The sequence below is a fragment of the Rhizobium sp. AC44/96 genome (assembly GCF_001692185.1).
Classification (GTDB): Bacteria; Pseudomonadota; Alphaproteobacteria; order Rhizobiales; family Rhizobiaceae; genus Rhizobium.
This window is the reverse complement of sequence record NZ_LXKO01000014.1, coordinates 469,010-493,684: the sequence shown is the minus strand read 5'-3', so window position 1 is coordinate 493,684 and position 24,675 is coordinate 469,010. Positions and strand designations below refer to the sequence as shown.

Sequence of the window (24,675 nt, the reverse complement as noted above, 5' to 3'; positions counted from 1 at the left end):
TTGGCCTGGCCCGGGCAGAACCCGGGCGCGGCTTTATCTTGGGGATCAGGGCCACGGGCGTTTCGTTCCAAGGACCCTCTCTGTATCCTGATGGAGAGGGTAACAGGAATAATGACATGATCTTGCGATTCACGATTAGGCAGCTGGAATATCTCGTCGCGGTTGGCGAGTTTGGCTCGGTTACGGAAGCTGCAGAACGGGTAAACGTTTCGGCGCCGTCGATCTCCGCCGCTATCTCCCAGCTCGAGAGAGAGTTCGGCATCACGCTCTTCGTTCGCCGCCACGCGCATGGCCTTTCGCTGACGCAGGCTGGCCACAGCTTCGTCGCGCAGGCACGCCAGATTCTATCCGAAGCCAACAAGCTCAACGCCTTGTCGAACGAGCTGACCGGACAGGTTAGAGGTCCGCTTCACGTCGCATGCCTCGTGACATTCGCACAGACCGTCATTCCGCCGCTGCGTCGCGCCTTCGCCGACACTTATCCCGATGTCGAGTTCTTCCAGTATGAGCGCGATCACGCCCTGATCATCGAAGGGCTGCGCATGGCGCGCTTTGACATTGCGCTGAGCTACGACCTGGACGTTCCAGCAGACATGGAGTTTCACGAGCTCGCGGTGCTCCCACCCTACGCCGTCCTGCCGGAAGACCACCCGCTCGCGTCGCGGACTGAACTCGATGTGCGCGAACTCGCGCCACAGCCGATGATCCTCCTGGACCTGCCCCATAGCTCCGCCTATTTCCTGTCGCTGTTTCGCGACGCCGACCTGGCGCCGCGCATTATCGAACGCACACGCGACATGTCGGTGATGCGAGCGATGGTAGCCAACCACTTTGGCTATTCCATTGCCAATATCCGGCCCGTTTCGTCACACGCTCTGAGCGGAGACAAGCTGGCTTTCGTCCCGCTGGCCGGCGGGCTGCGCCCCATGCGCATGGGGATATTGGCCATGCGTGGCCTGAGCTCGCCGCTCGTGGTGCGGCGTTTCATCGATTTCTGCAGTGAACAGCTCCGAACCATGAGCGGCATGCAGCTCCCAATTCCGAACGCTCGACTAGACGAAGAGAAAGGCAGTCCATGACCACTTCGACAGCTGACTGGCGCGCTCGCGCCGCTGGCCTGAAATTCCGCAACGGCCTTTTCATCGATGGCGCCTTTCGCGATGCCGCCAAGGGTGGCCGGTTCGATACGGTGAACCCCGCCAATGCGCAAGTGCTCACAGCGGTTGCTCGCGGCACCGCTGATGATATCGATGCCGCCGTGGCCTCGGCGCGCCGGGCGTTCAACGATGGTCGGTGGTCCGGAAAATCGCCCGCCGAGCGCAAGGAAGTGCTGCTGCGCCTGGCGGCGCTCATTCGTGAAAACATACCGGAACTTGCCCTTCTCGACACGCTGGACATGGGCAAGCCGATCGGCGACAGCTCGACCATCGACGCGCCGGGATCCGCCCACTTCTTCCAGTGGCACGCCGAAGCGATCGACAAGCTCTATGACGAGATCGCTCCCACGGGTCGCGGCGACCTTGCCATGATCCGCCGCGTGCCGCTCGGCGTCATCGGCGCCGTCGTCCCGTGGAACTTTCCGCTCGACATGGCGACCTGGAAGCTTGCGCCCGCTCTTGCCACCGGCAACTCGGTGGTCCTGAAGCCCGCCGAACAATCCCCGCTTTCCGCGCTGATGCTTGCCGAGCTGGCATCGGAGGCGGGCCTTCCGGATGGGGTTCTCAACGTCGTTCCGGGCTTTGGCGAGGATGCCGGTCGTGCACTCGGTCTTCATCCCGACGTCGATGCGCTTGTCTTTACCGGCTCCACCAAGGTCGGCAAGCTTTTCATGACCTATTCCGGTCAGAGCAACATGAAACAGGTGTGGCCGGAAACCGGCGGCAAGTCGCCAAACCTGGTGTTTGCCGATGCCGACATCGAGAGGGCGGCGGAAATGGCCGCTTTCGGCATCCTGTTCAATTCGGGCGAGGTCTGCTCGGCCAATTCCCGTCTCCTCGTCCATCGGTCGGTGCAGGAGGAATTCACAGAGAGGCTGATCGCGGCCACCGCCGCATGGCCGCTCGGCGACCCGCTTGATCTTGCAACCCGCATGGGACCGCTTGTCGAAAAGGCCCATGCCGATCGCGTCGCTGGCTACATCGACATCGGCCGCTCCGAGGCACGGCTCGCCCACGGCGGCGAGCGGGAAACGCGCAATGGATCGGATTGCTATATCCAGCCGACGATCTTCAACAACGTGCCGCCGGATGCCCGCATCGCGCGGGAAGAGGTGTTTGGTCCGCTGCTCGCCATCACGCCGTTCGATGATGAAGCGGACGCGGTTCGGATCGCCAACGACAGCGAGTACGGCCTCGCAGCTTCGGTCTGGACGAAAGATCTGTCGCGGGCCTTGTCGGTTTCCGATCGGCTCCATGCCGGAACGGTTTCCGTCAACACCGTCGATGCCCTGTCGGCAATGACGCCCTTCGGCGGCATGAAGCAGTCCGGCTTTGGCCGAGATCTGTCGATCCATAGCTTCGACAAGTATTCGGCGCTGAAGACCGTCTGGGTCAAGTACTAGGTATTCACGTTGAACCGGGCGCCCCGGCGCCCGGTTGGACTGCCGCGGGCGAAGATCGACCAGCGCGAAAGCATCTCTGAGTGGCGCCATCGGCGGCATGCAGGGGCCGCTTCGTCTAAACGCCATTTTGATTAGGCTCAGCCTAATCCACGCTTCCAGAACGCGTCATTTACAGCCCGGCTCTCAACAAATCCAATGCACGGCGACAAGCAGTGAGGAACACCATGCGCGATAACAAGTACGACATTCTCTTCGAACCCGTCCGGATAGGTCCACACACTGCGAAGAACCGTTTCTACCAGGTGCCCCATTGCAACGGCGGCGGCTATCGCGACCCGTCGGCGGTCGCGGCCATGCGCGGGATCAAGTCGGAAGGCGGGTGGGGTGTCATCTTCACCGAGCAGACCGAGATGCACCACACCTCGGAGATCACGCCCTTCATCGAACTTCGCCTGTGGGAAGACAAGGACATCCCTGGCCTTCGGCGCATGTCCGACGCCATGAAGGTCCACGGGGCGCTTGCCGGCATCCAGCTCGCCTACTCCGGCATCAACGGCCCCAATTTCTACACCAAGGAGGTTCCGCTGGCACCTTCCGCCCTGCCGATCCGCACCTTCACCAACGATCCGGTGCAGGCGCGCGCATTGGACAAGCAGGATATCAAGAATCTAAGACGCTGGTTCGTCAACGCCGCCAAGCGGTCGAAGATCGCCGGTTTCGATCTGATCTGTCTCTACGGCGCGCACGGCTTCGGGATCTTCCAGCACTTCCTGTCGCGCGCGACCAACCAGCGCACCGATGAGTATGGCGGAAGCCTCGAGAACCGTTCGCGCTTTGCCCGCGAAGTCGTCGAGGACATTAAGGAAGCGGTTGGCGACACCACCGCTATCACCATGCGCGTGAGCCTGGACGAGACGATCGGCGAGCTCGGGTTCTCCAATGCCGAGGTCCGGGAGTTCGTCGAGATGAATGCGAACCTGCCGGATCTGTGGGATCTTGCGCAGGGAACCTGGGAAGACTGTTCCGGGCCTTCCCGCTTCAAGGAAGAAGGCGCGCAGGAGATTCTGGTCAAGGGGATCCGCGAGCTGTCCTCGAAACCGGTTGTCGGCGTCGGTCGCTTCACGTCTCCCGATGTGATGGCGCGCATGGTGCGCCAGGGTGTTCTCGACTTCATCGGCTGCGCTCGCCCATCGATCGCTGATCCGTTCCTGCCGAAGAAGATCGAGGAAGGGCGCATCGAAGACATTCGCGAATGCATCGGATGCAACATCTGCATCACCGGCGACATGACCATGTCGATCAGCCGCTGCACGCAGAACCCGACCTTCATGGAAGAATGGCGTAAGGGCTGGCACCCGGAGCGCATGAACGCCAAGGGTGACAGCAGCACCGTGCTCGTTGTGGGCGCCGGTCCGGCCGGCCTCGAAGCGACACGCGCCCTGTCCGTCCGGGGCTACGACGTGACGCTGGCGGAAGCCACGACCACGCTTGGCGGACGCGTTGCGCGTGAGCGCTTGTTGCCTGGTCTTTCCGCCTGGGGGCGCGTCGTCGACTATCGCCAGTATCAGATCAGCCAGCGCACCAATGTCGAGACCTACTTCGACAGCCGGTTGACGGCAGAGGACGTGCTCGGCTTCGGGTTCGAACATGTCGCGATCGCAACCGGTTGTCACTGGCGCCGTGACGGCGTTGCGCGCCAGCACGTCGTGCCGATGCCGATCGATCCTTCCATGACCGTGTGGACACCCGACGACATCATGGCCAAGGTGCATCCCGAAAACCTGTCCGGAAAGACGATCGTCGTCTATGACGACGACCACTATTACATGGGTGGCGTCATGGCCGAGGTCATGACCAAGGCCGGCGCCAAGGTCATCCTCGTGACGTCGTCGGCCTATGTGTCCGACTGGACGCGAAACACGCTCGAGCAGGGTGCAATCCATGTGCGCCTTGACGATCTCGGCGTCGATATACGCCTCAACCGCGGCGTGACGGCGATTCGAGCTGGAGAAGTCGAGACCAACTGCGTCTATACCGGCAAGCGAAGCGCGATCGGCTGCAACGCGGTTCTCATGGTTGCGTCACGGACGTCCGAGGATCAGCTCTTCAACGACCTGATTGCCCGGCAGGGTGATTGGGCCGATGCCGGCATCAAGAGCGTGAAGATCATCGGCGATGCCGCGGCACCCGCCCCGATCGCATGGGCCACCTATGCCGGTCACCGCTATGCCCGTGAACTCGACACACCAGATATCGGCGATGACCTCCCGTTCCGCCGCGAAGTCACGCAGCTGGAGCCGGCGTGAGGCGCCAGGATTGATCGATCATGCCGACACCCGCACGCTGGGTGTCGGCCACTCGATGAGAAGCAGTCTACGAAGAACTCGAGGCGCCACTTCGCGAGCCGCGAGGCAAGCGCCCAAGCGCAAGAACCTACGAAGTTTTTTCCGAAGCGGGGCGTTGGCAAAAACGACTTACCCCTCGCGCCGCGCAACGATACTTTTCCTGCACCACCCATCAAGGAGACCAGCATGCCCGTGCACACCCGTATCCGTCCCTTCAACACGAAGGACACCTATCCGGAACAGAAGCTCGACAACGATCTTTGCCAGGCGGTGGTGGCACGCGGCACGATGATTTTCCTGCGTGGCCAGTGCCCTCAGGAACTCGACGGCGGCAAGAACATCGACAGCCATGATCCTGTCGAACAGACCCACAAGGTCATGCAGAACATCAGACAGCTTGTCGAGGAGAGCGGCGGCAAGATGGAACACGTCTGCAAGGTCGTCGTCTATCTGACCGATGTTCGCCACCGCGAGGCCGTGTACCGCACCATGGGCGAGTACATCAAGGGTGTCTTCCCCGTCTCGACAGGTGTGGTCGTCACGGCACTCGCCCGTCCTGAATGGCTGGTCGAAATCGATGCCACGGCGATGATTCCGGATTGAGCAACCGCGCAGCCCGGCAAGCGGCAGCTGCAACGAAGAAACCACTTTGGGGATGATAGAAGCATGACATTTTCCGTCTCTGGACGTTGCGCCGACACAGGCATGTTCGGCATTGCCGTCTCATCGTCATCGCCGAGCGTGGCCGCGCGATGCGCTCACGTCCGCGCCGGCGTCGGTGTCGTTTCGACGCAGAATGTCACCGATCCGCGTCTCGGCCCCAAAGGGCTCGATCTGATGGCGAGCGGCCTCTCCGCCGAGGCGGCACTGGCCCGCCTCGTCGCGGAGGCACCGCATATCGAGTATCGCCAGCTCGCGCTCGTTGACGCCGTAGGCGGAACGGCTGCCTATTCCGGGCCGAAGACCCTGGGCACTCACGCGACGGCACGCGGCGAGGGCGTCGTCGCGGCCGGTAACATGCTGACCAGCACTGCGATCCCTGAAAAGATGGTCGCGGCCTTCGAGGCAACCAGGGGGCAGTCGCTCGGCGACCGCCTGATTGCGTCCATGCGGGCTGCTGTTGCTGCCGGTGGCGAGGAAGGTCCGGTGCACTCGATGGGTCTGGTCATGGTCGACAAGGTCTCCTGGAATGTCGCCGACCTTCGCGTCGACTGGACCGACGGAGACCCGATCGAGGAATGCGCCAACCTTTGGGAGCGGTGGCGCCACGAGATGAACGCCTATGTCACCCGGGCGCTCAACCCGACCGAGGCGCCGAGTTACGGCGTGCCGGGCGACCTTTGATCACGAAGAGGCGACGTCCATGGCGTCGACTCTGTCTATGGACCGGATGAGTGCATGATCCCCTCGACCCTGGAAATCCTCACGCGTCTGGTGGCCAAGCCGACGGTTTCGCGGACCTCCAACCTCGCGCTGCTCGATTATGCCGAGAGCCTGTTGCGAGGCGCCGGCGCGCGCATCGAGCGCTTCGCGCATCCGGACGGCAGTCGCGCCAATCTTTGGGCGAGTATCGGGCCGGAAGGTCCGGGTGGCGTGGTGCTGTCCGGGCACACGGACGTGGTTCCGGTCGATGGCCAGGCCTGGTCCACCGACCCTTATCTACTCTGTGAACGGGACGGGCGGCTCTACGGCCGCGGCACGGCCGACATGAAAGGTTTCGTGGCGGCGGCGCTGCGCGCCCTTATGCTTGCCGCAACCGGCCCGCTGCGACGCCCGCTGCATCTCGCCCTCTCCTACGACGAGGAGATCGGATGCCTTGGGGTGCGCGGGATGATCGACGCATTGGCGCAGAGGCCCGACCGTCCGGCGCTCTGTATCGTCGGCGAACCGACGGGAATGCGCATCGCCACCGGCCACAAGGGCAAGCTGGCACTGCGGGCCTGTTGCCACGGACAAGCGGGACATTCCGCCCTCGCCCCTAAAGCACTGAACGCGCTGCATCTCGGTGCCGCCTTCATTACAGCCTTGCAGGCCCGGCAGGACGAACTGTCGGTCAACGGCGCGCGAGATCCTGACTACGATATCCCCTACTCCACCATTCACGCAGGGATGATGCACGGCGGCACGGCGCTGAACATCGTGCCGAACCGCTGCGATATCGACTTCGAAATCCGCAATGTCGCGGAAGATGACCCCAACGACATTCTTGCCGGGATCGAGGCGGATGCAAGGTCGATTGCCGTCGCGCATCACAACCGGTTTCCCAAGGCCTGTATAGAAATCGAGCGCGTCTCCGGCTATCCCGGCCTCAATTCCGATCGTGGCGCGCCCGTGGTGCAACTCCTACAGCGGATCCTGGGGGACGATGCGCCCACGCTGAAGGTCGCCTTCGGCACAGAGGGCGGCCTCTTCGAGCAAAGCCTTGGCATGTCGACGGCGGTCTGCGGTCCGGGTTTCATGGACCAGGGCCATAAGCCTGATGAGTTCGTCAGCATGGACCAACTCGCCCGTTGCGATGCCATGCTCGGACGCCTGCTCGCGGAGCTTCGGCAGGGCTCGTAGGGCGGGCTTCGACACCTGCGATCTCCAGTGCCGATGCGCTCGGGCACTCCAATTTCCTCTGGCATGGCAGTCGGCCAAGCCAGCGCAGGACCGTGTTCCGTTTCGCCACTGCCGTTGCGACTTACCACGGCCAAAATCTCCGCCCATCCGGAAAGCGTGCATCTGCCTGAGAACGCGGCCCGGTGCGATCAAAACTTGTGCAATCGCAGACCGTCGCCGCTGATCCTTCCGAGGAAATCACGCGCCGGTCCTACGCCTAAGCGATTGTTAAAAAACTACTTTACTCAACATCGCAGGTCTCGGCCGAGATTTTACCACCTTCACCCATGAGGTGAGGAAAACGCGCGAGAACGCACGATTAGCCTAAGCCTAAGCCATGCTTCCAGATCGCGTTATTTACAGAAAACCTCTCTCGAAATCCAATGGGGTCAAAATAAGGGGAATGCCAATGCGCAACCGCAAGGGCTTCGATCGAGAGGCCTTTTCAACGAGCTTTCGCGTCGCCAGGACCGCACGGAACGGCCATGCCGCCATGCGCGGAAACGGCACCCTTGAATACGGGTCTGCGTTGTTCGTCGTCCCGCCAACGCACCCACAACAGGTTCTTACGAGGAGCGCGGCATGAGCCAATCAATGGCCATCGAAGTCAGATCAGTCTCGAAAAACTTCGGGATCTATCAGGCGCTGAAGTCCGTCAGTTTCAACATTGGCGGCAACGAGTTCTTCACGATGCTGGGGCCCTCCGGCTGTGGCAAGACCACGCTGCTGCGCATGCTGGCTGGCTTCGAAAGCCCAAACAGCGGTTCAATCCTTCTCCATGGCGCTGAGGTCAACGCAATTCCGCCCCACAAGCGGCGCGTCAACACGGTCTTCCAGAGCTACGCGCTCTTCCCGCACATGACGCTCGAACAGAATGTCGCCTACGGCCTCGAAAACCTCGGATGGGACCAGACCCGCATAAAAAGGCGCGTCGGGCAAATGCTGGAGCGGGTGCACATGAGCCCGATGGCCAAGCGCAAGCCTGCCCAGCTCTCCGGCGGCCAGCGTCAGCGCATCGCGCTTGCCCGCGCGCTTGCGCCGGAGCCGGAAGTCCTGCTGCTCGACGAGCCGCTGTCAGCGCTCGACCTCAAGCTGCGTCAGGCGATGCGCGACGAATTGCGGACATTGCAGCGCGATACCGGCATTACCTTCGTCTTCGTGACGCACGACCAGGAAGAAGCCCTTGACATGTCGGATCGCATTGCGGTCCTCGGCGGTGGCGAGGTTCAGCAGATCGGTACGCCGACGCAGATCTACGAAGAGCCGGTCAACCGCTTTGTCGCCGACTTCGTCGGTGAGACGAACTTCCTGGATGTCGAGATCCTGGAAGCGGCGGGTGGCCAGGCAACCGTGCGCATGCCCTTCGGCGTGGCCGTCACAGTTCCGTCGACGGCATCGATCAGTAAAGGTCGGGCGACGCTGTCCGTCCGCCCGGAGAAGATCAACCTTGGCAACCAGGCGCAGGGGATCACCTTCGAGGGACGCGTCGTCAACAAAAACTACATGGGCGGCTTTACCCACTACACGCTCGACGTGGCGGGCACGGAGTTGCGGGCCTCGCGCCGCAACGCTTCGCGCGAGGGCGACACGATCCCGCTCGGCGCAACCGTTCCGCTTGGGTTCGTTGCGGTCTCTGCGCGGGTGCTTTCGGCATGACAGACACTGCGCTCCACGCTCCCGTCGAACCGGTGCAACACGCAAATCGCCCTCGCTTCTGGCATGATCTCTCCTTCTGGGGACTGCTGCCATCCTGGCTGTTGATGGGATTTGCCCTGATCTTGCCGATCGTCATCATCGCTGCCGTGTCTTTCGCGACCCGCGGCGCGCATGGCGGCTTTGCCTGGGACTTCAACCTCGCGGGCTATCGCCAGATCCTCTTCAACGAGGGCTGGACGGGCGAACTGGAGTTCACCGCCCAGTATCTCTTCATCATTGCCCGCACCTTCCTGCTCGCCGGCGCCACCACGCTCATCTGTCTCATCTTCGCGGTGCCGGTCGCCTATTTCATTTCGCGCCAGCGCCCGGGCTTGAAGGCGGTGCTCGTCTATCTCGTGACCTTGCCGTTCTGGGTCTCGATGATCCTGCGCGTCTATGCCTGGATGATCATCCTCGGCAAGGACGGCACCTTGCCGCGTCTGCTCGAACATCTGGGTTTTGCGCCGGGCATGAGCTTTATGTTCAACGACGGCGCAACGTTGACCGCGATGGTCTACACCACGATGCCACTGATGATCTTGCCGGTCTTCGCGTCGATCGAGAAGCTCGACGGCACCCTGATCGAGGCCTCGCATGACCTTTATGGCAACCGCTGGACGACGCTGCGCCGGGTAATCCTGCCGCTGACCGCTCCGGGCATCATCGCGGGCGCCATCCTCGTCTTTGTCCCCGCCCTTGGCGCGGTATTGGAGCCGACCCTGATGGGTGGCGGAAAGCAGATGATGATGGGCTCCCTGATCCAATTGCAGTTCGGGCCGTCCCGCAACTGGCCTTTCGGCGCGGCGATCGCCATGACGCTGATGGCCTTGGTGATGATCTTCCTCGTCTTCACCGCAATGCGCGCCGCGCGTCGGGAGGTGGCCGCATGAGCACGAAACACGACGTCAAGCGCTACCCCGGGCTTGGTCCTCTCACCGCTCTCTTCTTCGTCTATCTCTACGCACCGCTGGCCGTGGTCGTGACCTACTCCTTCAACGCCAATCGGGTCGCGGGTGTCTGGACGGAATTTTCGCTGCAGTGGTATGGCAACGCGCTCGAGAACACCGCGCTGATGAGCGCGCTGAAGACCTCGCTTACGGTCGCAGCGATCGCCACGGTCACCTCGACGACGATTGCACTATGCGCTGCGCTCGCGATCATTCGCGGCAAGAATGTTCGCTTCCGCAAGCTCTCGGAGACAATCGTCAACCTTCCGTTGGTCCTGCCTGAGATCGTGCTGGCCGTTGCCACGCTGATCTTGTTTTCGCTGCTCGGCGTCCAGAACGGCCTGGTGCGCGTGGTTATCGCCCACTCCGCCTTCTGCACCCCCTTTGCGTTCCTGCCGATCCGGGCGCGACTGCAAGGCATGTCGCTAGACCTGGAAGAAGCCAGTGCCGATCTCTACGCCAATCGCTGGACGACCTTCCGCCGGGTGACGCTGCCGCTGATTTTTCCCGGCGTCTTTTCGGGAGCCATGCTCGCCTTCCTGATTTCGATGGACGACTTCATCACCTCGAACATGCTCGCGACCGGCGGCACGACGACGCTGCCCGTCTACATCTTCTCGCTGATCCGTGTCGGCACATCGCCAGAACTCAACGCGATCGCTGCACTGCTGATTCTCGCCTCGCTCGTCCTTGCAACCGTTGCCCTTCTGGTCGCGGCAAGAGGCGCCCGTGACAATGACTGAACGAATAAAGAAAGAGAGGAACACATGAAAAAGATACTTGCAGCCACAGCACTTACGCTCTCCCTGGCCTCGGCCGCGCATGCCGAAGGATCGCTTAACGTCTTCGTTTGGGCAGACTCCATCGCGCCGTCCTTGATCGAGAAGTTCTCGAAGGAATATGACGTCAAGGTTAGCGTCGACGCCTATACGTCCAACGAAGACCTTCTGACGAAACTCCAGGCAGGCTCCTCGGGCTACGACATTGCCACGCCCTCACAGCACTTCGTACGCGTGATGATCGATGAGGGGCTTCTGGAGAACTACCAGGCCAACAAGCTGGAAGCCTACCAGAACCTCGAGCCACGCTGGCGCAATCAGTGGTGGGATGAAAAGCAGGAATATTCGATCCCGATCGCCTACGGCACGGCTGGCTTCGTCGTGAACACCAATCAGTACAAGGGACCGACCGACAGCTATAAATACTTCTTCGAGCCGGACGGTGACCTGAAGGGCAAGATCGCCATGCTCGGCCAGCCCGACGAGGTGATCGGCGCCGCCGAGCTCTACCTTGGAGTGCCCTTCTGCACGGAGGATCCGGCGGAAATGAAAAAGGTGCTGGACCTGCTGCAGAGCCAAAAGCCCTCGGTCGCCGTCTACTCGTCCGACAACATCGCCAGCCGTCTGGACACCGGCGAAGTCTCCACGCATTTCTGGTGGGATGGCGAGGAACTGAAGGCGCGGACCGGCGGCTCGCCGATTGCGCTCGCCATGACCAAGGAAGGCCTCGTCGGCTGGCTCGACAGCATGGTGATCCCGAAGGGCGCGGCGAACAAGGAGAACGCCGTCAAGTTCATCGAATTCATGTCCCGGCCGGAAAACGCGACCGAGGAGATGAACCACTACGCGCACTCTTCTCCGATGAAGCTCATCCAGGACAAGATGAAATACACGAAGGAGAACGCGCCGGAACTTTATCCGGAGGTTCCCGTCCAGTTCTCGCGTACGTGCTCGCCCGCCGCGCAGGATCTCGTGACCCGGGTTTGGACGCAGCTGCTCCAGTAATCCGTCGTGGGGGCTTCGGCCCCCACCCCTCATTCTGTTGCCTGGAGCCGACCATGCCCGCTGACCTGATCGTCGTGAACGCCAAGGTGCGCTCACTCTTCGCCCCTTCGGAAACGACCGCTGTCGCGGTTACCGCCGGCAAGATCCTTGCCATTGGCTCGGACGAAAGCATCCGCGCGCATAGCGGCCCCGCAACGCAGGTCATTGATGCCGGCGGACGCGAGCTTATGCCAGGCTTCATCGAAAGCCATCTCCACCTCTTCATGGGCGGCGCGACGCTGTCCATGCTGAACCTCGGGCCGACCTTCGGCTTCGAGGCGACACGCGAAGCCATCCAGGCGTTTGCCGCCGGTCATCCGGGTGAGGACATCCTTTTCGGCTATGCGGTCAACTACGTGATTTTCGGAGAGGATCGTCGTCCCGATCGCAACCTGCTTGACGCAATCATCGCCGACCGGCCGCTATGCCTGCTGTCGACCGACCTGCATTGCGCCTGGGCGAACACGCGCGCGCTTGAACTTGCCGGCATCCTTCACGGAGCCGACGTCGGACCGGGCGCCGAGATCGTCATGGCCGAGGACGGTCTCGCAAACGGCGAACTGCGGGAGTTTGCAGCGATAAGCCGGGTCAAGATGCTGTCTCGTCTCAGAGGTCGCGACAGCCTTGACTATAAGGGCGGCGAGGTTTCCGAAGAGGACCGGACCTATGACAAGGGGTTGATCGTCAAGGCCGGTTCCTACTGTGCGGAAAACGGCATTACGACCGCCGTCAACATGGACGGCAACGCATACCAGGCCGGGCTGATGCGTGATCTGGCACTTGCCGGCGACATGCCCGTTCGCGTCAGCCTGCCCTTGCGGCTGGAGCAGCACCATGGGCCGCAGGGCATCGCACGAATCGACAGCTTCGGTCCCGAGGTCCCGGGCTGGCTTCGGTTCGGCCGCGTCAAGCTCTTCATGGACGGCGTCTATGACACCTGGACTGCACTGACGGTGACCGACTATCCCGACCGGCCCGGCTTCCGGTCCGAACCGTTGATCGAACCCAACATTTTCAATGCCATGTGCATCGAAGCCGATCGCCGGGGGCTTCAGGTCGCAACCCATGCAGTCGGCGATGGTGCGGTCCGCGCCACGATCGATGGCTATGAGGCCGCACGCACGGCGAATGGCGCCAGGGACGCGCGCCATCGCATCGAACACATCGACACGATCACGCCGGACGATCTCGAACGACTGCGGCCGCTCGGCATCATCGCATCGATGCAGCCGGTTCATCCGCCTGGTTCGGCCGGTCTTCCCCTCGAGCCGACGACAACAATCATGGGACGCGATCGCTGGGCAACTGCCTTCCCATGGCGCATGATCCAGGATCGCGGCGTGGCGCTCGCCTTTGGCACCGACTGGCCAGTCTCTCCGATCGCGCCTCTCTACGCCATCCACTGCGCCCTGACACGCAGTCCCTGGGCGGCCGATATGCCCGACCAGCGCCTCACCCTCGACGAATGCCTGCTCGCCTATACGGCAGGCGGTGCCTACGCAGATTTTGCCGAAGACCACAGCGGCCGGCTAGAGCCGGGCTTCGATGCAGATCTCGTTTTGGTCGACGGTAGGCTCGAGGCTCTCGCCGAGAGCGCCGATGCGGCTCGTATCGTGCTGACCGTCTGCGGCGGCAAGATCACCTTCAACGCGGAGTCATAATGGAAACCTTCGACTTTATCGTGATTGGCGCAGGGTCGGCCGGCTGCGTCGTGGCCAACCGCCTGTCGGCTGATCCATCAAAGCGTGTTCTGGTCATCGAAAACGGCGGCAGCGATCGCGATCCCCGCGTCAAGGTCCCGGCAGGCATCCTCGCCATGTACGGCCGGCCACGCTTCGACTACGGTTTTGTCGGAACGCCGCAACCGGAACTCAACAACCGTCGCATCCCGGTAAACCGGGGCCGAATGCTGGGCGGCTCCTCGTCCATGAATTCGATGCTGTATATCCGCGGCGCGGCGGAGGATTACGACGAATGGCGCGATCTCGGCTGCGAAGGCTGGAGTTGGCAGGATGTCCTGCCGGTGTTCAAGGCACTCGAAAAGAATCGCATCGGGCAGGATCCCGCCCTGCATGGAACAGCGGGCGAACTCTATGTCGACCGTCCGAAGGATCCCAACCCGGTTTGCCAGGACTTCATCGCGGCCGGAGAGACAATCGGCCTGCCTCGCAACACCGACTTTAACGGTCGCAGCCAGTTGGGCCTCGGCGTCTATGACGTAACGCAGAAAAACGGCATCCGCTTTTCCGCCTATAACGCGTTCCTGGAACCGGTACGCGGTCGCTCCAACCTGACGATCTGGACCGACACGGAAGTGCTGCGTCTGATGATCGAAGGAAAGAGGGTGACGGGCGTCGAAATCCTGCGCGGCGGGCAGATCGTCACCGTCAGTTGCCGCGGCGAGATCGTCCTGTCGGCAGGTGCGATCGGGACGCCCGTCATTCTGAGGGCCTCAGGGATCGGCCCCGGCGCCCGCTTGCGCCAGGAAGGAATTTCGGTTGCCGTTGAGCTCCCAGGCGTCGGACAGAACCTGCGCGACCATGTCGACGGCATGATTACCGTTCGCAGCCCCTCCACGCGCACGCTCGGGATTTCGTTCGGCAATGCAGGCAAGCTGCTTGCAGCCCCGTTCTCGTTTGCAGCCGGGCGCAAGGGATTGCTGTCGACCAACTATGTCGTGGCCGGAGGCTTTGCCAAGACGCGCTATGCCGGCGCATTGCCTGACGTCCAGTTTCACTTCGTGCCCGGCTATCGCAGCCATCGGGGGCGTTTGGTGGAATGGGGGCACGGATTTGCAATCCACACCTGCGTTCTGCGTCCCAAGTCGATCGGCGAGCTTCGTCTTGTCCGCAAGGACGGACGCTTGATGCCTGAGATCGACCATCGCTTCTTCAGCGACAACCAGGATGCCCGAGTACTGGTGGAAGGTATAAAGCTCGCTCGCGCAATTTTCGCCGCCAAGCCGATGGCGGACCTTCAAGGTCGCGAGATCCTGCCCGGCCCTGAGGTTCGCACGGACGATGATATTCTTCGCTATCTCAGGGAGGAAGCGTTGACCGTCTATCACCCTGTCGGCACAGCGAAGATGGGCCGGGACCCGATGGCGGTCGTCGATCCGGTTTCCATGAAGGTGCACGGTATCGAAGGTCTGCGCGTCGCGGACGCTTCAGTCATGCCGACGCTTATCGGCGGCAATACCAACGCACCGTCGATGATGATCGGCGAAAAATGCGCGCGCGCCATCGGTGCCCGGCAAGCCAGCGCGACCGTTACCGTTCTGGCAGGCGAACGACTATCCGAAAAGACCGACCAATAGGATCGTGCGGGTCCACCGTGAAAGATTGCCAAATAAAGAGACCTGTCCGCTTTCCAGCGGGCAGGTCTTCTTGCGTCTTAGCGATATGTTCAGTCATCGCCGATCAGGCTATCCGGATTCCAGGTCTGGCTCGGTATGGAGCGGCTTTATCTGGGGCGGCGGCCACGGCCAATGATTCGCCCGCACCATTCCTGGCCCTATTGGGACTATCCTCGATATAAGTGATCCCCAAGGCGCTCATCGCGGCCCCGGGGATCATTTCGTCTAGAGGCGCTGCTCGGTTGCGGCAGAGAAGATCGAGGCCTTGGTCATGTTGAAACGCAGGCCCACCGTCTCGTCGAGGCTGCGTGCGGCGTCCACGCTCAATTTCACGCTCAGGCGCTTGCCAAGGCAATGAAACCAACCAAGCGCATCGGCGCCGAGGAGTTCGACAAAGGCGAGCGACGCTGGAATGCTGTCCGGTGCGCCGGCGTCCACGACCGCGATGTCCTCGCAGCGCACGCCGAGCACGCTGGCGCCGGGCGTCATCTTGCTTTCGAAGACGTAGCCGGAGGTTTCGATCGCAACATCGGCAGTCTTGAAAACGCCCGCGGCATCGAGTTCGCCATGGAAGAAATTCATCGCCGGAGAGCCGACGAACCCGGCGACGAAGAGGCTCGCGGGCTTCTCGTAGATGGACTGGGGATGGGCAAACTGTTCGACCTTACCCTTGTGCATGACGGCAACCCGGTCTGCCATGGTCATTGCCTCGATCTGGTCGTGCGTGACGTAGACCATTGTGGACTTCAGCGTTTCATGAAGCTGCTTGAGTTCGACGCGGGTTTCCGCACGCAGCTTTGCATCGAGGTTGGAAAGAGGTTCGTCGAACAGGCAGATACTCGATGAGCGGACCAGGGCACGCCCGATCGCCACGCGTTGACGCTGTCCACCGGAGAGCTGGCCTGGTTTGCGATCCAGCAAGGCTTCGATCTGCAGCAGCTTCGCGACCCAGGCGACCTTGTTCTTGATCTCCTGCTTCGGCTTGCCGGCAATCTCCATGCCGAAGGAGAGATTGCGGCGCACGGTCATGGCCGGAAACAGCGCATAGGACTGGAACACCATGGCAAGCCCGCGCTGGCTTGGCTCAAGTCCGCTAACGTCCTTGCCGTCGATGATGATCTGCCCGGAATCGCAGTCATCCAATCCGGCGATGACATTGAGGAGCGTGGACTTGCCACAGCCGGAAGGGCCGAGGATGACAATGAACTCACCCTTCTCGATGTCCATGTCTACGGACTGAAGGATCGTGAGACCGGCGAAGGATTTCTTGATCTGGTTTAGAGAGATGCTGGACATGTTCAACCCTTGACGGCGCCGGCGGCGATGCCGCGGACGAAATAGCGGCCGGAGAGGAAATAGACGATGAGTGTCGGGATGGCGGTAATCAGCGCTGCGGCCATGTTGATGTTCGGCGTGGCAGCCCCGCGCGCATTGTTGACGATGTTGGTCAGTTGCACGGTCATCGGCAGGTTGTCGTTGCCTGCGAAGATGAGGCCGAGAAGATAGTCGTTCCAGATGCCGGTGAACTGAAGGATCGCAACGACGACCAGACTGTTCGTCGATATCGGCAGGATCACCGACCAGAATGTGCGCAGGAAGCTCGCGCCCTCCATACGTGCCGCCCGGCTGATGTCGTCGGGAATGGCGACGTAGAAATTGCGAAACAAGAGTGTGGTGTACGGAAGCCCGTAGATCACATGGACGAAGACGATGCCGGCATAGGTGCGAAACAACCCGACAGTACTGAGGATCTTGACCGTCGGATAGAGCATCGCCTGGTAGGGGATGAACAGTCCGATCGTCACCAGAAGCATGATCAGATGGACATGCCGCGAGCGCCATTGGGCGAGCGCGTAGCCGTTCAAGGCGCCGGCCAACGTTGAGATAACAACAGCAGGCACGGTGATCTTGATCGAGTTCCAGAGACCCGGACGTACCCCGCCGCACTCAAGTCCCGTGCAGGCGGTCTTCCATGCTGCGACCCAGGATTCGAAGTTCGGATTGATCGGAAGAGCCAGGAGATTGCCTTGGCGTATCTCGTCCAGCGGCTTCAGTGAGTTCATGAGAACCAGGAGGAGCGGCAGCAGGAAGAAAACAGCCGACACGACCAGGAAGGTATAAAGGCCGATCCGCGCCGCCGTTGGAGCAGAAGCCAACCGATGGGTAGTGGCCGTCATGTGCGCCTCCTGAATTCGGTGATGAAGTAGGGTGTCAGCAACAGCAGCGACAGCAGCAGCAACATGATCGAGGCAGCCGAAGCGAGCCCGAGATTGACGCGCGCGAAATAGAAATCGACAGCGTATTTCGCCGGCATTTCAGTGGAGATGCCAGGGCCACCCTTGGTCATGGCGATCACGAGGTCATAGCCACGGATCACGTCGGACATGAGCAGCACGACACAGGAGGCGATCACAGGACGAAGCGAAGGGAAGATAACCTGGAGATAGGCCCGCCACAGCGGGATCGCCTCCATTCGAATTGCCTTCCACAGTTCGGTGTCGACACCGCGCAGGCCGGCGAGGATGATCACCATGATCAGGCCGGCGGAATGCCAGATGCTGGCGAAGACCAATGTGTAGATCGCGCGATCCGGGCTGGTCAGCCAGTCGAAGGTAAAACTCTCCCAGCCGAGGCTCCTGACGAGTGCCGGGAAGCCGTTCACGGGATCAAGCAGCCATCGCCAGGAAAGGCCGGTGACGATCAGCGAAACCGCAAGCGGATAGAGGAAGATCGTGCGGAAGAACGACTCCGCCTTGATCCGCCGGTCCGCAAACACGGCAAGTAGCATACCGATCGCCAGCGTGCCTACGATGTAGAGTACGCCGAAGATGACCATGTTCAGGCAAGACACCAGCCAGCGATGATCGGAAAAGAGCTTCACATATTGCTGGAAGCCAATCAGTTCGTATGTTGGCATCAACGTGGATCGGGTCAGGGACATCCAGAATGTCCAGCCGATCGAGCCATAGAAGAACAGAGCTACGATCGAGAAGAAGACCGCCACGGTGACATCAGGCCGGAAGCGTTGCCGCCGGAGCCATGTATTCATGTTCAGTTACCTCACAAGCCATGGCGTCCCACCGGTGGGCTGGCCGGCCATGCAATGGTTGCGGGCCAGCGTCGCGCGCTGGCCCGGGTGACGATTACTCGCTCTGCAGGAGCGATATCAGGGCCTCGGCGCCCGCCTTCGGCGTCATTGACGGGTCGGTCCAGAACTGCGTTGCGATATCGTTTGCACGACCGCCCAGGTCGCCCGGCAGCGCATCGATGAAATCGGAGACCGCAACACCAGGCGTGGCGAGGGCTTTGACGCCCTTTGCCGCGCACGCATCAAGCGAAGAGGTCTCGACGTCGAGGCGCGAGGGGATCGAGCCCTTCACTTCGGCAATCTTTGCTTCGACCTTCGTGTCCATGATCGTCTTGGCGAGAAGCGTCTGGCCCGAAACACGTTCTTCATCGGTGTTTTGCGGGAAGACGAAGACATCGACGAGGATCTGGTAGCCGAGCTTGCCGGGGACGATCATGCAGCCAAAGTCTTCACCAGGCTTCTTGCCTGCGGCGATGAACTCACCGCGCGCCCAGTCACCCATGAGCTGCATGCCGGCCTTGCCGTTGATGATCATGTTGGTAGTGTCGTTCCACGACCGTCCCGGGCTTGAGGGGTCAACATAGGTCGAAATGCGCCGGTACATCTCGAAGGCCTGCTCGACCACAGGGGACTTCATCGCCTCGGGATCGCGCTTGACCACCAGCTGATTGTAGTATTCCGGTCCACCGACGGCGAGAATGAGGTCCCAGAGGATCATCGCCTCCTGCCAGGGCTCCCCACCGACGGCAAAGGCGGTCACACCGGCTGCCTTCAGCTTGTCGGCAACCGCGAACATCTCGTCGAGGCTTTTCGGCTCTTCAATGCCGTACTTGCTGAAGACTTCCTTCGAATAGTAGAGCCAGTTATCGGCGTGGATGCCGACAGGCAGCGCCACGAGGTTGCCGTCAACGTTGAGCTTGTTCCAGACGATCCCCGGGATCTGCTTCTGCCAGCCACCCTCCGTGGCAAGGTCATCGAGTTTGCGGAGCGAACCGGCACCGGCAAGATCGCGCATTGCCGAGTTCGGCGTCATCAGCAGCGCCGTGGGCGGCTCGCCGCCGGCGATCCGGCTGGTTGCGGCAGCAAGAGCGGCATCGAAATCGGCCGAAGGACTGTCGATCCACTTGCCCCCGCGCGCCTTGAACTCATCGGCGATCGCATGCATTGCCTTGGATTCGCTGGCGCTCGTCCAATATTGCTGCACATCGACGGTCTGGCCGAACGCTGCTGTCGAGGCGGCGAGCAGACCGACGAGCGCGACCGTTGACGAGACGTATTTGAATTTCATGTTATTCCCCTTGCTTTTTTGATAGGGCCGGATGCGCCGGGCTGGCCGGCGCATGCGTTGTCAGGCTGCGGTTGCGACCGCAGCGCTCATTTCCTTGTTGAGACTGTCAAGGAAGGCGGCCATATCCGCCTTGGAGATCGTGTCGCCCGCGACCCACGCGACGGTGTTGTAGATGCCGAGGAAAGAACCTGCGCAGTAGGAGATCATCTTCTCGGCCTCGTCGTCGCCCAGATCCAGTTGCTCCTTGAGGAACTGGCCGAAGCGCTTCCGGGCATATTCCTGCTCGAGAACAAGGAACGGCTGGCTTTCAACATTCAGAATGCTCGATGGCAAGGCCGGCGCCTGAACGTCGAGAGTGACGTCGAGCAGCAAATCGCGCGAGGACGCACCGACTTCCATCGTCAGCTTTCCGGCGTCAAGCAGCCACTGGCGGTGATCCGGATCGTAGTAACGCAGGTCGCGCGCCTCGATCGTTACATCCACCCGCTTGGTCTGGCCGGGCTCGAGGGCAACCTTGGCAAAACCCTTTAGTTCACGGATCGGGCGGCTAAGGCGCGGATTGTGCGGGCGGGCATAAACCTGGGCGATTTCCTTGCCCGCCGTGGTGCCGGTGTTGGTCACGTCGAAGGACAGCTTGACGGTGCTCGATACGTCGATCGTGGAGGTATCGACGGCGAGGTTCGCGTATTCGAACGTCGTGAAGCTGAGGCCGTAGCCGAACGGGAAGAGCGGCGCGAGCTTTCTCTTGTCATAAGAGCGATAGCCGACGTGAATGCCTTCGCTATAGATATGCCGGTTGTTCTCGCCGGGATAGGTGAGGAAGCCTGGCGTGTCTTCGAGCTGCATCGGGAAGCTGACGGTGAGCTTGCCGCAGGGATTCTGCTTGCCGAACAGCACATCGGCGACAGCCTTGCCGGCTCCCTGGCCACCGAAGAACGCGGCGAGCACCGAAGCTGCCCCGTCAATCCACGGCATGACGACGGCGTCCGGCGTAGCAAGAATGACTGCGAACTTGCTGTTCCGCTTTGACAGCCGTTCGATCAGCGCATCCTGTCCTACATCAAGATTGAGATGTGTGCGATCCGAGCCTTCACCGTCATAGCCAACCTCGGTGTTGCCAAAGAACAGGACAACGTCGGCGGCATCGATCTCTGAAAGTGCTGCCTGTTCGGTTGCGCTGCCGTCCTCGAAGTCGGAAACCGCGTGGAATGTGACGTGGACGCCCGGGGCCATCTGGCGGATTTCATCGAGCGGGACGTCGATTTCCGTCGGACGGGTCGTCGCGCAGCCCGACCCCTGGATGACCGGCTCGCGAGCGGCGGCGCCGATCACGGCGATCTTGCGAAGCTTGCCGGCATCGAGCGGCAGCAACTTGTTTTCGTTCTTCAGAAGAACGATTGATTCCGCGGCCATGCGCTGCGACAGCGCATGATGCTTCTTATAGTCTGCCGTTGCATTCGGATGAATGTTGTTTCGAGCCAGCCGCACCAGCTTGAGCATGCGAAGGCAGGAGCGATCGAGGACGGCCATCGGCACGCGGCCGGCTTCAACGGCCTCCAGGAGTTCCTGCTTGCGGGCACCGCTTTCCGGCATGTCGAGGTCGTTGCCGGCGTTCAGCGAAGCCGGACGATCCTTGATGCCGTGCCAGTCGGACACGACGACACCATCGTAACCCCATTCGTCGCGCAGCACTTCGGTCAGGAGCCAATGGTTTTCTGCCGCCTGCACATCGTTCAGGCGATTGTAGGAGCTCATCACCGTCCAGGGATTGGACTTGCGGATCGCGCGCTCGAAGCCTGCGAGATAGACCTCGCGCAGGGCCCGCTCCTCGACCACCGAGCTCATCGTCGTGCGCTGAACTTCGGAGTTGTTGCAGGCAAAATGCTTGAGCGACGCGCCGACGCCATTGTCCTGCATGCCACTGATGACGGCAGCGGCGATTTCGCCGGTCACGACAGGATCCTCGGAGTAGTATTCGTAGCTGCGACCGGCAAGCGGAGTACGACGGATATTGATCCCGGGGCCGAGCAGGATGTTGACACCGAACGCCTGGCATTCGGCCGCGAGCGCCTCACCCAGTTCACGCGCGAGATCAACGTCCCACGAGCAGGCAAAAGAGGATCCATTGGGGAAGCAGGTTGCCGGACGCGTCGTTCCGAACGCGGTCTCGACACTCTCTGACGCGTCGGCATTCACCACACTCAGGAAGGCGGCAAGCTGGGTGTCGCTGTCTTGTGGACCATCGATCTGCTCCACCGAGTAACGCACGCCATACGTGCCGTCAGTCATCAGCACTTCCGGGATGTTGAGGCGATAATTGGCAGCTGTCCGCCACAGGCCATAGCCGCTCACCATCGCGACTTTCTCCTGCAGCGTCATCTGCTCGACGAGCTGTCCGAGTTCCTTATCCGAAATATTCCACGTCATAAATTTCATCCCATTGTGACAGACGCGCCGTCGGCCTTTGCAGGCCTCCTCGCCTGTGCGGCTCCATCGACCGCATCAAAGAATGACCGATTGATGACACGGGAAAGAGAAGCGATCTAGCCGCGAAACTTGCTCTAGATTTACGACACTTTTTGATGTTTATTGCCACCCGAACGGAGGGGATGAGAATGAACATTGCCTATCTGCGGCCGGATCCGAACCTCGATAATCGCAGCTGCGGCTACGAAAACCACGCCCCGTCGGCCGAGGCCCACTGCCGCGCATTCGTGCATGGATACGCCGACGTGCCGTATCACTGGCATCGGGAGATGGAGATACTTTTCGTTCTGCGCGGCAGCTTTCGGCTGGTCGTCGATGGTCAGTCCTGCGAGATGAACCAGGACGACATGATCATCATCAATGGCGACGTTCCCCATAATTCCACATCGATTTCGCGCGATGGGCTGGTGTGCGGCGTTCACCTTGACGTCGGTCACTTCGAGCGCATGGGGCTGCCGTCTTTTGCCGCCCGTCAATATCTCTGCCGAACGTTTCTGCACAGCAAATCCTACATGAACCGGGTCGCACCCCTGAAGGCGCTGATGGCTCGCTTGATCCTCGACCAGACGAACCACGCCGAAGAATCGATGGCGCGGCAGACGATCGCCAATCTTCTCGCCTGCTACATTTATCGCTGGATTCCGTATGAGGCGGCAGATGCGACGGTCGCGCAACTCCGCTCGGACAGCCGCCACCGTATTCTCAGGATCATGGATACGCTTAGCGAAAAGGACGAAAACCAGGACCTGAGCGAGATTGCCGATGCGGAGGGGCTGACACTCAGCCACCTCTCACGGCTGTTCAAGCGGCATGTCGGTATCGGATATCGTGATTACTCCCAGAATCTTCGGCTGGACAATGCAGCCGAAGAACTGCGCACCACCGACCACACCATTGCCGTTGTCATGGAGAAAAACGGGTTCGGAAATCCTGCTGTATTCTACAACAAGTTCCGCGGGCGGTTTGGCTCAAGTCCCGCAGAATTCCGTCGCGGCCGTCGTGCGCTGAAGCCCCAAAGCCACCTGACGGAGGAGGACTCCAGCGAGGTGCAGAAGATTCTCTCAGCGCATGCAGGCGGCGTCGGGAAAGCTGCAGAACTCGCAGTCGGTCTGACCGCCGGCGGCAAGCGACAGATCGTGCTGAGCGCACCGCACAATGCCAGTTTGAGCTAGTCTAGCGGTTCCCTCCTGATTCTTGCCGCAGGAAGAGTTCCCTCATGGCAAACACCAGACATTTGGCCCGAGCGCCGTGGAGCTGACGGCTCAGGCATCAAAGATGTGAAAATGGAATGCACCGACGCCCATCAGGGCGTGCTGCGCATCTGCGACATCCGTTCCGTCATAGTTGGCGCCGTCGAGATAGAGGTTGCGATCCGTCGAAGGCGTCCCGTCCCAGGCGTCGTTCAGGAAAGTGACGGCGACATCGTGGCTGCCATTGCCCCAGTCTCCCTGAACGAGCACCTGATCCGTTTGGCCGGACCCGTGCAGGGAGTGAGCCGTCTGGATCCCGCCGACCTGTGTTCCGTCGACCTCGACCCTGTATTGCGCGTCACCAAGATAAGCATCCTGGCTGATCGACAAGACAAGCTTGTGTGTACCGGCTCCGATCGTTGATCCATCGCCGGTCGGCGGCGTCGTGGTCGTAGGAGGCGGCGTGGCGGCAGTGTCGGAATTGGTGGGCGTATTCGTCACAGTGCCGGTATCAGGAAGGTGGGAATAGACCCTGATATAGTCGATCTGCGATGAGATAGGCACGTTGGCGACATCCGCATTGTTGTTGGGATCGGCCTGTGTTGCCAGATCGGCCAACAGGTACATCGGCCCATGCATGTCGCTCGGCGTGGGTTTTGATCCGACGAGCTGGCCGTCCACGTAGAAGCCGATCGTATCCTCGTTCCAATCCAGTCCGTAGGTATGGAAGCCGGATGGCTGGGGAAGCTCGCTATAGACCTGCAGGTTCTGTTGCCAGTTCTCGTTCGGTGCCGCATCGGTGGTGTGAATGCCGCTATAGATGCCCTTTTCAAAGCTTCCGTAGTTCTCGACGACATCCAGTTCCTGCCAGTGCCCGGCATTGTTCGGGTCAGCTATCGCATGGTCGGGCAGCAGCCAGAATGCATTCCAAGCGCCGGCAAGGTTCGAGAAGTCTGCACGGATCTCGAAGTAGCCGTAGGTTTGTGAAAAATGCCCCTGCGTCGTGATGAGGCCGGATTCCCAGCTGTCCGGAAAGCCCGACGCCGTGCGGTCAGGCACGGCCGTGATCGTCAGCACCCCATTGCTCACGTTGAACGGATCATAGCCTGAGGCCGGATCGACAAATGACGAATGGCCAAAGCCGATATCGGAGTTGGCGTCAAAACGCCATTGCGGCCGGATATCCGCCCAGGTCGTGCCGTCTCCCGTCTGAGAAATGCTGCGACTGTTGAACTCGTCGTCAAACGTCAGCTGGTATTTGCTAAGATCGATCGCAGACAATTTCACCTCCATGAC

At 61.2% G+C, this 24,675-nt stretch carries 19 protein-coding genes; 13 read left to right on the top strand and 6 right to left on the bottom strand.

Annotated elements, in window-relative coordinates:
* Positions 1 to 116: 116 nt before the first annotated feature.
* The 12 genes from A6U87_RS14885 to A6U87_RS14830 all read left to right on the top strand — a co-directional run bounded on the left by A6U87_RS14885 (position 117) and on the right by A6U87_RS14830 (position 15,287).
* Positions 117 to 1,079 carry a LysR family transcriptional regulator gene (locus A6U87_RS14885; protein ID WP_065692018.1) on the top strand — a complete coding sequence of 321 codons (963 nt, stop codon included), beginning with the start codon at positions 117 to 119 and terminating at the stop codon, positions 1,077 to 1,079.
* Entirely contained in the window at positions 1,076 to 2,560 is a 1,485-nt protein-coding gene (locus A6U87_RS14880) for an aldehyde dehydrogenase (protein ID WP_065692017.1), read from the top strand. The genes A6U87_RS14885 and A6U87_RS14880 overlap by 4 nt, the downstream gene beginning before the upstream one ends.
* A gap of 224 nt (positions 2,561 to 2,784) precedes the next feature.
* Positions 2,785 to 4,866 carry an NAD(P)-binding protein gene (locus A6U87_RS14875; protein WP_065692016.1) on the top strand — a complete coding sequence of 694 codons (2,082 nt, stop codon included), beginning with the start codon at positions 2,785 to 2,787 and terminating at the stop codon, positions 4,864 to 4,866.
* A gap of 225 nt (positions 4,867 to 5,091) precedes the next feature.
* Positions 5,092 to 5,508 carry a RidA family protein gene (locus A6U87_RS14870; protein WP_065692015.1) on the top strand — a complete coding sequence of 139 codons (417 nt, stop codon included), beginning with the start codon at positions 5,092 to 5,094 and terminating at the stop codon, positions 5,506 to 5,508.
* Positions 5,509 to 5,571: 63 nt separating this feature from the next.
* Positions 5,572 to 6,249, top strand: a complete 678-nt coding sequence (locus A6U87_RS14865) for a DUF1028 domain-containing protein (RefSeq protein WP_065692014.1) — start codon at positions 5,572 to 5,574, stop codon at positions 6,247 to 6,249.
* A gap of 54 nt (positions 6,250 to 6,303) precedes the next feature.
* Positions 6,304 to 7,467: an acetylornithine deacetylase gene (gene argE, locus A6U87_RS14860; RefSeq protein WP_065692013.1), complete on the top strand. Its 1,164-nt coding sequence runs from the start codon at positions 6,304 to 6,306 to the stop codon at positions 7,465 to 7,467.
* Between the two features lie 621 nt (positions 7,468 to 8,088).
* Positions 8,089 to 9,162, top strand: a complete 1,074-nt coding sequence (locus A6U87_RS14855; RefSeq protein ID WP_065692012.1) for an ABC transporter ATP-binding protein — start codon at positions 8,089 to 8,091, stop codon at positions 9,160 to 9,162.
* A complete protein-coding gene (locus A6U87_RS14850) occupies positions 9,159 to 10,091 on the top strand; it encodes an ABC transporter permease (protein ID WP_083199405.1) in 933 nt (310 codons plus the stop codon). The genes A6U87_RS14855 and A6U87_RS14850 overlap by 4 nt, the downstream gene beginning before the upstream one ends.
* Positions 10,088 to 10,891, top strand: a complete 804-nt coding sequence (locus A6U87_RS14845) for an ABC transporter permease (RefSeq protein ID WP_065692011.1) — start codon at positions 10,088 to 10,090, stop codon at positions 10,889 to 10,891. The genes A6U87_RS14850 and A6U87_RS14845 overlap by 4 nt, the downstream gene beginning before the upstream one ends.
* A 24-nt stretch (positions 10,892 to 10,915) precedes the next feature.
* Positions 10,916 to 11,932 carry an extracellular solute-binding protein gene (locus A6U87_RS14840; protein ID WP_065692010.1) on the top strand — a complete coding sequence of 339 codons (1,017 nt, stop codon included), beginning with the start codon at positions 10,916 to 10,918 and terminating at the stop codon, positions 11,930 to 11,932.
* 53 nt (positions 11,933 to 11,985) lie between these two features.
* Positions 11,986 to 13,632: an amidohydrolase gene (locus A6U87_RS14835; protein WP_065692009.1), complete on the top strand. Its 1,647-nt coding sequence runs from the start codon at positions 11,986 to 11,988 to the stop codon at positions 13,630 to 13,632.
* Complete coding sequence (locus A6U87_RS14830; protein WP_065692008.1) at positions 13,632 to 15,287, top strand: GMC family oxidoreductase; 1,656 nt, start codon at positions 13,632 to 13,634, stop codon at positions 15,285 to 15,287. The genes A6U87_RS14835 and A6U87_RS14830 overlap by 1 nt, the downstream gene beginning before the upstream one ends.
* Positions 15,288 to 15,551: 264 nt before the next feature.
* Here the strand turns inward: A6U87_RS14830 and A6U87_RS14825 are convergent, their stop codons facing one another.
* The 5 genes from A6U87_RS14825 to A6U87_RS14805 all read right to left on the bottom strand — a co-directional run bounded on the left by A6U87_RS14825 (position 15,552) and on the right by A6U87_RS14805 (position 22,129).
* Positions 15,552 to 16,622, bottom strand: coding sequence for an ABC transporter ATP-binding protein (locus A6U87_RS14825; protein WP_065692007.1), 1,071 nt, complete (start codon positions 16,620 to 16,622; stop codon positions 15,552 to 15,554).
* A gap of 2 nt (positions 16,623 to 16,624) precedes the next feature.
* Complete coding sequence (locus A6U87_RS14820; protein ID WP_065692006.1) at positions 16,625 to 17,503, bottom strand: carbohydrate ABC transporter permease; 879 nt, start codon at positions 17,501 to 17,503, stop codon at positions 16,625 to 16,627.
* Positions 17,500 to 18,375, bottom strand: a complete 876-nt coding sequence (locus tag A6U87_RS14815; RefSeq protein ID WP_083199403.1) for a carbohydrate ABC transporter permease — start codon at positions 18,373 to 18,375, stop codon at positions 17,500 to 17,502. The genes A6U87_RS14820 and A6U87_RS14815 overlap by 4 nt, the downstream gene beginning before the upstream one ends.
* 94 nt (positions 18,376 to 18,469) lie before the next feature.
* A complete protein-coding gene (locus A6U87_RS14810; protein ID WP_065692005.1) occupies positions 18,470 to 19,702 on the bottom strand; it encodes an ABC transporter substrate-binding protein in 1,233 nt (410 codons plus the stop codon).
* A 60-nt stretch (positions 19,703 to 19,762) separates the two neighbouring features.
* Positions 19,763 to 22,129 carry a beta-glucosidase gene (locus A6U87_RS14805; protein WP_065692004.1) on the bottom strand — a complete coding sequence of 789 codons (2,367 nt, stop codon included), beginning with the start codon at positions 22,127 to 22,129 and terminating at the stop codon, positions 19,763 to 19,765.
* A 188-nt stretch (positions 22,130 to 22,317) separates the two neighbouring features.
* Here A6U87_RS14805 and A6U87_RS14800 point away from each other — a divergent pair, with 188 nt between their 5' ends.
* Positions 22,318 to 23,361 (top strand): AraC family transcriptional regulator, encoded by a 1,044-nt coding sequence (locus A6U87_RS14800; RefSeq protein WP_065692003.1) that lies wholly within the window; start codon positions 22,318 to 22,320, stop codon positions 23,359 to 23,361.
* A gap of 90 nt (positions 23,362 to 23,451) precedes the next feature.
* Here A6U87_RS14800 and A6U87_RS14795 read toward each other — a convergent pair whose 3' ends face one another.
* Positions 23,452 to 24,666 carry a family 16 glycosylhydrolase gene (locus tag A6U87_RS14795; protein WP_244499512.1) on the bottom strand — a complete coding sequence of 405 codons (1,215 nt, stop codon included), beginning with the start codon at positions 24,664 to 24,666 and terminating at the stop codon, positions 23,452 to 23,454.
* Positions 24,667 to 24,675: the final 9 nt, after the last annotated feature.